The sequence below is a fragment of the Rhodococcus sp. FG69 genome, assembly GCF_057808915.1.
In genome coordinates, this window is sequence record NZ_JBMDIX010000020.1 from 111902 (window position 1) to 120815 (window position 8914).

Annotated in this window: 10 protein-coding genes; 1 reads left to right on the plus strand and 9 read right to left on the minus strand. The window is 63.1% G+C overall.

Annotated elements, in window-relative coordinates; genetic code table 11:
* Positions 1-109 precede the first annotated feature (109 nt).
* The 8 genes from ACODSO_RS17145 to ACODSO_RS17180 all read right to left on the minus strand — a co-directional run bounded on the left by ACODSO_RS17145 (position 110) and on the right by ACODSO_RS17180 (position 6968).
* Complete coding sequence (locus ACODSO_RS17145) at positions 110-784, minus strand: MspA family porin (protein ID WP_068377346.1); 675 nt, start codon at positions 782-784, stop codon at positions 110-112.
* A gap of 551 nt (positions 785-1335) precedes the next feature.
* A complete protein-coding gene (locus tag ACODSO_RS17150; protein ID WP_489037974.1) occupies positions 1336-1530 on the minus strand; it encodes a hypothetical protein in 195 nt (64 codons plus the stop codon).
* 9 nt (positions 1531-1539) lie between these two features.
* Entirely contained in the window at positions 1540-2037 is a 498-nt protein-coding gene (locus tag ACODSO_RS17155) for a MogA/MoaB family molybdenum cofactor biosynthesis protein (protein ID WP_197480869.1), read from the minus strand.
* A gap of 89 nt (positions 2038-2126) precedes the next feature.
* On the minus strand, positions 2127-3539 hold the full coding sequence (locus ACODSO_RS17160) for a S1C family serine protease (protein WP_489037975.1): 1413 nt from the start codon (positions 3537-3539) through the stop codon (positions 2127-2129).
* Positions 3540-3681: 142 nt separating this feature from the next.
* Positions 3682-5112, minus strand: coding sequence for a HAMP domain-containing sensor histidine kinase (locus ACODSO_RS17165; RefSeq protein ID WP_489037976.1), 1431 nt, complete (start codon positions 5110-5112; stop codon positions 3682-3684).
* Complete coding sequence (locus ACODSO_RS17170; RefSeq protein WP_197480867.1) at positions 5112-5804, minus strand: response regulator transcription factor; 693 nt, start codon at positions 5802-5804, stop codon at positions 5112-5114. Before ACODSO_RS17170 ends, ACODSO_RS17165 begins: the two co-directional genes overlap by 1 nt.
* A 43-nt stretch (positions 5805-5847) precedes the next feature.
* Complete coding sequence (locus tag ACODSO_RS17175) at positions 5848-6471, minus strand: trimeric intracellular cation channel family protein (protein WP_068377359.1); 624 nt, start codon at positions 6469-6471, stop codon at positions 5848-5850.
* Positions 6472-6533: 62 nt separating this feature from the next.
* Positions 6534-6968, minus strand: a complete 435-nt coding sequence (locus ACODSO_RS17180; RefSeq protein WP_489037977.1) for a VOC family protein — start codon at positions 6966-6968, stop codon at positions 6534-6536.
* Positions 6969-7049: 81 nt separating this feature from the next.
* Between ACODSO_RS17180 and ACODSO_RS17185 the strand changes: the two genes are divergently transcribed.
* Positions 7050-8066 (plus strand): magnesium and cobalt transport protein CorA, encoded by a 1017-nt coding sequence (locus ACODSO_RS17185; RefSeq protein ID WP_489037978.1) that lies wholly within the window; start codon positions 7050-7052, stop codon positions 8064-8066.
* Positions 8067-8093: 27 nt separating this feature from the next.
* On the opposite strand, the gene ACODSO_RS17190 is transcribed toward ACODSO_RS17185, so the two are convergent.
* A partial coding sequence (locus ACODSO_RS17190; RefSeq protein WP_489037979.1) for a lipase family protein occupies positions 8094-8914 on the minus strand: 821 nt, incomplete at its 5' end.

Genomic DNA, 8914 nt, shown 5'->3' on the forward strand with positions numbered 1-8914 from the left:
AGATGGAGTTAAGACAACACAGATCGGGCCCGCCCGGAGTAATCCGGACGGGCCCGATCGGGTTCAGCGCGTCAGCGCCGAGATGAAGCTGGTTTCAGCTGATCTCAGATCAGTTGAAGACCCACGGGACACCGTAGGTGACTGCAACATCACCGGTGGAGCTGGTGACCGAGACGTACGGGCGAACGCGGACGTTGCCGAGGATGCCGGTCGCGGTGCCGTGAGCGTTGGCGATCTGGATGGTGCCCGAAGCGCCTTCAGCGTCGCCGCTGGTGCCCTGGATCTCACCCGAAGCTGCGGTGGCATCGACGATGCCGGGTCCGGGAGCGATTTCGGCCTCGAAGCCGGCGCGCGGCAGGAGGTCGTCGACGCCGCCGGAGACTGCTCCGTCGCTGCCGATCTCGATGTATGCCTGGGGGGTCTGGTACGCGAAGGTGATCTTGCCACCGAGGCTGGCCGGGTAGCCGACCTGGTAACCGACAGCGACAGTGCCTTCGAAGTCGTCAGCGTCAGGTCCGGTAACTTCCCAGCCTGCAACGCCGTTGGCGAACCACTCACGGGTGAGCGGGTTGCCGTCGAGCGGAGGAACGCTGTTGACGAACGTGTCGGACAGCGTCACGGTGATGAGGTTGCCGTTGGCATCCACAACCGAGTTGGAGCTGTCGACTGCGGCGGATGCGGTACCCGTACCGAGCACCAGGCCGACAACCGAAGCGCCGGCAACAACTGCGGCGCTCATGGACTTGAGTCCGCGGCTACGCCGTGACTTCTGGATCTCCGTCATTTATTCCTCATCATGTTCAGTCCCAGCGCAAGTGCACGGGAAGCTTGTGGCTTACACCCTCGGTTCCGCCTGGCAACTTTGCCGAGAATCCCCGAGCAGAACTAGATCGTTGGATCAGGTTCGTAATGTCAGTCCCGACGGAGGAGCTAGAGCGTGTTGCCCACACCCGCACCGCCGGAAGCTGAGGGGAACATTAGAGGAGTTGCCGGATCGTGACAATCCCTACGATCGGCCGTCGTACATGTCCGAATCGTGATGTGTTTCGTGCGTGTGAACGACTTTCACACAGTACTGAACGGTAACCCCGATCACACTTTCAGCCGCCGTGTCCGAGCCGTTACAAACCTCACCGTCACGTAAACATGCCCTGAAATGCGCAGACTCCGCTTCGACGCCCGCCCCGGACCGGGGCTCGATTCCCGCCACCGAGTTTCGAATCGCAGTGATCCGATGCCCGGGGGTTCGAAGTGCGCACCTGCGCTCGCTAACGGCGAGTAAACAAACTACTAACAATACTGTGATTCACAGGTAAAAATGTGTTGTGGATCACACTAGAAGTGATGCGGCGGGCGCTCGCGTTCGAACCATTCCGTCGAACGAGAGCTGTCGTCGACGCGGTCATCGGACGTCGCCTCGGGAAGAACATCGCCGAAAATACGAGCGAGCCGGGCCCGTTCTGCTCGGGCTCGGCTCGCTCGTTGGTCCAGCTGGGATGCGGCGTCCTGCGGTGTCTCGTCGTCGGACATCACCTCTGGTTAGGCGTCGAGACCGGATAGCTCGGAAATGACCTGGCTCGCCAGCGGCGTCAGCGTGGCCATCCCATCGCGAATCGCAGCGCGTGACGAGGCCAGATTGACCACCAAGGTGCTGCCAGAGACACCGACCAGCCCGCGCGAGAGCCCGGCGTCCAGCGAGCCCGCAGCCAGCCCGGACGAACGCAGTGCCTCACTGATACCCGGGATCTCGCGATCGAGTACCTCGGCGGTCACGTCCGGAGTCACGTCACGCGGGGAAACGCCGGTGCCGCCGATGGAGACGACCAGGTCGACTCCCCCGATGACGGCCGTGTTGAGTGCGTTGCGCACGTCGACCTCGTCCGAGGTGACCGCGACCACGCCGTCGACCAGGAACCCCGCTTCGGTCAGCAGTTCCGTCACCAGCGGGCCGGTCGAATCCTTTTCGTTACTGTGCGCGGTCCGATCGTCGACGATCACTACCAACGCTCGCCCAGCCAGAGGTGCCTCGAGTTCCATACTGCCCACCGTAGTAGTACGGGCCAGTTCGGATTCACGCTGTGCGTAAATCGTTGCAACCGTCGCAAGACGCTCGGTGTCGACGGTCATCAGCGGCCACCGGGGAAGCCGGGGATCTGCAGCGGCGACTGTGACTGCGACGGGGCCTGTACCGCGGCGGTCTGCGGTTCGGCGGTGCCGAGCGTGACGTCGACGGTCTTGTCGCTTCCACCGTCTGTGTAGGTGATTCGAACCGAGTCACCGGGAGCGTGTGAACGCACCGCGGCGATCAGCGCGTCACCGGACGACACCACGCGGTCATCGACCTTCGTGATGACAGCGCCCTTGGGGATGCCTGCGGACGCCGCCGGTCCGCCCTCGGTCACCTCGACGACCGTTGCACCGTTGGCCTCGTCCTGCGACGGGACCTGCACCCCGATCATCGCCTGTGTCGCTTTGCCGGTCTCGATCAACTCGTCGGCAATGCGTTTTGCCTGATCGACAGGGATGGCGAATCCGAGGCCGATGGAACCGCTCTGTGAACCCGAAGACTGGCCACCACCGAGTGTGGCGATGGCAGTGTTGATCCCGATCAGCTGGCCATCGGTGTTGACCAACGCGCCACCCGAGTTGCCCGGGTTGATCGCGGCGTCGGTCTGGATGGCGTCGATGACGGAGTTCTGGTTGCCCGACTCGCCACTCGTCGACACCGGACGGTTCAGCGAGGACACGATGCCCGTCGTGACCGTTCCGGCCAGACCGAGGGGCGATCCGATCGCCACGACCTGCTGGCCGACTTGGAGGTTCGACGAGGTTCCCAATTCGATCGGCGTCAGACCTGTCTTGCCTTCGACCTTGATGACCGCCAAGTCGGACACCGCATCGGCACCGACCAGAGTCGCGTCGGCGATCGAGCCGTCGGAGAATGCGACCGACAGCTTGCCGTTGGCCCCCGCGCCGGTGGCGACGTGATTGTTGGTGAGAACGAGGCCATCGGACGACAGAATCACTCCTGAGCCCTCGCCCTCGGCCTGGCTGCCCTTGACCTCGATCTGCACGACGCTCGGCAGAACCTTGTCGGCGACTGCCTGGATGGAGCCGTCAGGAATGTTCGCTGCGGGCTGGGCTGCCGTCACGGTGGAATTGAGCGAATTCGTCGCGGTGCCCGATCCGTTGGTACCACCGGCAGCGAGAACACCCACAGCGCCACCGATTCCGCCGCCGACCAGGACGAGTGCGATCGCCCCTGCGGCGAGGGTCGCTCTGCCGGGACGACTCCGGAGTGCCGCGGGCGCCTGCTGCGGAGCCTCGTGATGAGTGGGGGTTGCGTGCGGCTGTTGCTGGCCGTAGCCCTGCGCGTACGGGTTCTGCCCATAGGTGGGTGGTCCGTACTGCCCGGGCTGCCGGTAGTCCTGGCCTGGCCCCTGCTGGGTGGGAAACTGCTGAGTCGGGTTGTGCTGGGCCGAGTTCTCCTGCGTCGGGACAGAATCGTTCTGCTCGGAGTCTCTACGGTCGTCGGTCATCTGCAGTCGCTTTCACTTGAAACCTTGCTTCGAGCAAGATCGCCCGCTTTGTTAACGACTACCTTGCACGGCGGGACTGAGAGCGTGCTGAGATGTGCCTATACGTTTGCCGTGACTGTGAACTCATCACTGCATCGATCGGTCACTCTGCCGGTGCTACTGCAGGTTCTCCCGGCAGAACGATGCGAATCAGGGTGCCTCCCCGGTCGGATACCTCGACACCGATCGTGCCGCCGTGCTTGACGACGACTTGCCGGACGATTGCAAGACCGAGTCCGGACCCCGGCATCGAGCGCGACGCCGTCGAACGATAGAACCGCTCGAACACCAATTCGCGGTCCTCCTCGGGAATTCCGGGGCCCGCATCGTCGACGGTCAATTCGATGAGCCCGTCGCCGATCGTGTGCATGACGACGCGCACCTCGGCGCCCGTCGGACTCCACTTGGCGGCATTGTCCAGCACATTCAGCACCGCACGCGAGAGTCCTGCTTGGTCCCCGTACACGAACCAGGGCTCCAGCGTCGCGTCGAAGTCGATCTCGTTGCGACGGCGTCGAGCACGCTCGAGACTCCGCTCGACGGCGTCGGCGAGATCGACTCGCTCGAACACCGTCTCGGGTGCATCCTCACGCGCCAGGTCGACGAGATCGCCTACCAGAGTGGAGAGCTCCTGGATCTGGGCGACGACATCGGTGCGCAGTTCCGCCATGTCCTCCTCCGGAATGGACGGCGCCCCAGGACGACCCGACGCGATCAGTAGCTCCATGTTGGTGCGCAACGACGTCAGCGGAGTCCGGAGTTCGTGCCCGGCGTCGGCCACGAGTCGGCTCTGCCGCCCTCGCGATTCCGCCAACGCACGCAGCATCGTGTTGAAACTTTCGGTCAGACGGGCCAATTCGTCGTCGCCGGTGACGGGAATGGGCGTCAGGTCATCGGTGCGCGCTACTCGTTCTGCGGCAGCGGTCAATCGGGCGATCGGCCTGAGCCCGGTTCGCCCCACTGCCATACCTGCGCCCGCCGCGAGCACCACGCCACAGGCTCCGACGATCAAGAGCACCCACGCTAACCTGTCCAGCACGGCTCCGGTGGGTGAAAGTCGTTGCGAGATAACGATTGCACTGCCATCTTGGGCACGCTGACTGAGCACCCGCTGGTCGTCGACAGTGCGGAGCGAGAGATCGCTCAGACCCTCGGCGACGGCGATCTCCGGGTCACCGATCGGTACCTTCGACCCTGGCGGAACGTATTTCGTCAGATCCGGGTAGATCAACGCCACCGACACATCGGTGCTGTACAGCGTCGCGCCGGCAACATATCGCGGATCGAAGGTGACCAGATTGCTGTTGACGAGGGCGTCCGCGCGTGACCGCAACTGGGTGTCCACGTCGCCGTAGAGCGCACGCGCCACCACCGCGTAGGCGGCGATGGCCATGACTGCCACCGCAATCGCCACCACCGATGCAGCCAACAAGGTCACCCGCCAGCGCAGTGACACGGTGCGGGTCAGCGGCATCGGTGGGCGCATCACCGACGAATCACTGCTCGCCGATCGACGCCCGAGGGGAGCAACCATCACGGGGGCGTCTCACGGAGTACGTAACCCACTCCGCGGACGGTATGAATCAACCGCGACTCACCTTCTGCTTCGGTCTTGCGGCGCAGATACCCGACATACACCTCGAGCGCGTTTCCCGATGTGGGAAAGTCGTATCCCCACACCTCCTCGAGGATCCGGCTGCGAGTCAATACCCGCCGCGGATTCATCATCAACATTTCCATCAGCGAGAACTCGGTCCGCGTGAGGCTGATGGATCGCTCGCCGCGAGTCACCTCACGCGTGACCGGATCGAGAGAGAGATCGGCGAAGGTCATCGCTTCCGACTCCCCTTCGGCATCCATCGCAGTGCGGCGTAGCAAAGCCCGCAGACGCGCGAGCAACTCCTCGAGCGCGAAAGGCTTCGGCAGGTAGTCGTCAGCACCTGCATCCAGCCCTGCGACTCGCTCGGATACCGAATCGCGGGCGGTCAGGACCAGGATAGGAAGATCGTCACCCGTACTGCGCAGTCGACGGCACACTTCGAGACCGTCGAGCCGGGGCATCATGACGTCGAGTACCAAGGCATCCGGCCTCGCCGCTGCTACCTTCTCCAATGCGTCGAGACCGTCGACGGCCAGTTCGACCGTGTAGCCGTTGAAGGTAAGTGACCTCCGGAGCGAGTCACGAACCGCTCGATCGTCGTCGACAACCAAAATGCGCATTGTCACAGTTTGACCTGATGGACTGAGATATGTCTGAGAAGGGTCCCCATCAGACTTCATCAGGTGCGGGCAACCGCCTGGCAATCGGCAGATTCCAGCGTCGCCACAGCGCGAGCACCCGCAGTCCTGTTGCCGCGATCGTGCCGACGACCAGGCCGATGTCGTCCGGTAACCCCGAACCCTCGACGATCGCGACGACAGTCGATCCCAGCAGCGCAGGGACCGCATACAGATCACGGTGAAGCAGGAGCGGCACCTCGTTGACGAGCATGTCGCGAATCACGCCACCCGCAACAGCAGTCGTCGCTCCGATCAGGCATGCCGACAGCGAACTTCCCCCGCTGGCCAGCGCGATCGCCGCACCCGTCGACGCGAACAGCCCCATCCCGAAGGCGTCGAACAGCAATACTCCACGCCAGATGCGGTTCATCACCGGATGCGCGAGAAACACGATCAACGACGTCACCAACGCGACCGTGAGGTTAGGCCACTGGTCGAGCGACGTCGGGGGATGAATCCCGAGCAGGACGTCGCGGATGATGCCGCCGCCTATTCCCGTCGTGATCCCGACGACGCAGACACCGAACAGATCGAGGCGCTTCCGCACACCGATCAGCGCGCCGGATGCCGCGAACGCGACGATCCCGACATAACCCAACACATCCACCAGCACGGGACAAGGGTCGCATGCTCTCCTCGAGCCCGGTCTCACCCGATCGGTCGGTTCGCGGGCAGCTACAGCTCGGACAACCGGACCGTCCCGTCGGCGTCGACGCTGAACCCAGGGTTGTGGCAGACCTCCCAGATGACGCCACTGGGGTCGGCGAAGTGGCCGTGGTACCCGCCGAACGCCGCCTGCCGAGGCTGCTTGATCACGGTGGCCCCAGCTTTGACCGCGGCCGCTACCACTGCATCGACCTCATCGGGTGAGTCGACATTGTGCGAGAGCGTCAATCCGACCACGGATGCGGGCCCGCCGTCCTGCCCGAGGTCGTCGGTGAACTTCTGTGCATCGAACAGTCCGAGGACCAAGCCGGACGCGATCTGGAAGAACACGATCTCGCCGGGTACATCGAGCAGCGGAGTCCATCCGAGCCCGTCGACATAAAATGTCCGCGAGGCGTCGAGGTCGGTAGTTGCGAGTGTGAGAAAGTGTGCGCGCTGGTCCACCCGCTTATTCTGACGCTTCCCACCGAGATCTGGCAGGCTTCGTGCTGGCCGGAGAAAAACTTCGAGAGACAAGGCTGCACGTTGCCGATCGTCGACAATGCCGTCTACGTCGACGGCAAACGAACACTCACCCCGGACAGCCTCGACAGCACCTGCGAGGCCATTCGCGAGCATCACGGGATGGCCTGGTTAGGGCTGTACCGTCCAGGGATCGAGGAAATCAATTCGGTCGCAGCCGAATTCGGACTCCATCGATTGGTGGTCGAAGATGCCATCGACGCACACCAGCGCCCCAAGCTCGAACGATACGGTGACCAACTGTTCGTGGTTCTACGACCCGCGCGCTACAACGACGAAACCGAGAAGGTCGAGTTCGGCGAGCTGCACGTATTCCTCGGACCGGACTTCGTCATCACGATCCGCCATGCCGAAGCTCCCGAATTGGCCATCGTCCGTACCCGGCTCGAGAACTCCCCCGATCTGCTCAAGCTCGGGACGCAAGCGGTCCTGTACGCGCTGCTCGACCAGGTGGTCGACGAGTACGAACCAGTGGTCGAAGGACTGCAGAACGACATCGACGAGATCGAGGACCAACTCTTCTCACGCGACCCCGAAGTGTCCCGACGCATCTACACTCTCTCCCGCGAGGTCACCGAGTTCCAACGCGCGACCGGTCCGCTGGTGTCGATGATCGAGTCGCTCAAACTTGGCGAGGACAAGTACGACGTCGACATCGAATTGCAGCGCGACCTGCACGACGTCCTCGACCACTGCGTCCACATCGCTGAGCGCGTCGAAGCCTTCCGCGTCAACCTTCAGAACGCGCTGTCGGTCAACGCAACGCTCATCGCGCAACAACAGAACGACGAGATGCGGGCGATGACCCAGGTGAGCCTCGACCAGAACGAGCAGGTCAAGAAGATATCGTCCTGGGGTGCGATACTTTTCGCCCCGTCACTGATCGCAGCGATATACGGAATGAACTTCAGGGACATGCCGGAGCTGAGGTGGCACCTCGGCTATCCGGCGGCAATCGTAGCGATGGCAATCTGCTCGAGCATCCTCTACATCGTGTTCAAGCGTCAGAAATGGCTGTAAATCGGTGCCCCTCGGTTGAAGGAGGCGCTACTGGAAGAGTTGCTCCACGAACGGAATCGAATCCGCTTGCGACTGAAGTAGTGCGCCGCTGTGATCGGTCGGATAGGTGTGCAACGTGACGTCCTGCCCGTTCGCCTTCATCTGGGCAACCAGCGAAAGCGCAGAGGGCGCAGGTACATCCACGTCGGTCAGACCCTGGCCGATGAACACCGGTCGGTCGTAGCCCGAGGTGGGCACGCCCATGTAGTCGTTGAGAAGTCCGTAGAAATTGGGGATCTGATTCAACGGCCTACTGAACAGATCACCGGAAATCGTTCCTTCGAACTCGTCCTCGGCTTCGACGACGCAGACCCCTTCCGCCCGGTCGACGAGTTGTCTTCCCTGCTCGGTGAGGTACGAGTTCAGATCGATCTCCGGGTGCGTATATCGCAGGGCGGCCAGGATGTACAGCAGGTACGTCGTCAGAGCTTTGCCTGCGGCAACCGGCAGTACCCCTGGCCCCAATGGCAGAAGTGCCAGTTCGATGTTGGCGGGCACCCCGGTACCGACCGCACCTCGGTAGTCCAGTTCCGCTCCGCCGTATTCCGTCGCGTAGCGGGCGGTGGTGATCGCGGCGCCACCGCCTTGGGACTGGCCGATGACCACCCACTTGTTGGACAACGACTCCTCGACAGCGCCCGCGGCCTTGACCGAGTCGACGACATTGTGTGCAGAGACCTTGCCGTCGAGATACGGCATCAACCCGGGTGTACCGAGACCCACGTAGTCGGTGGCGGCAATGGCATAGCCCTGGCCTAGTAGTACTTTGTTAGGTCGGCGTGTCGGCTCGAGTTTTCCGTCGATTCTCG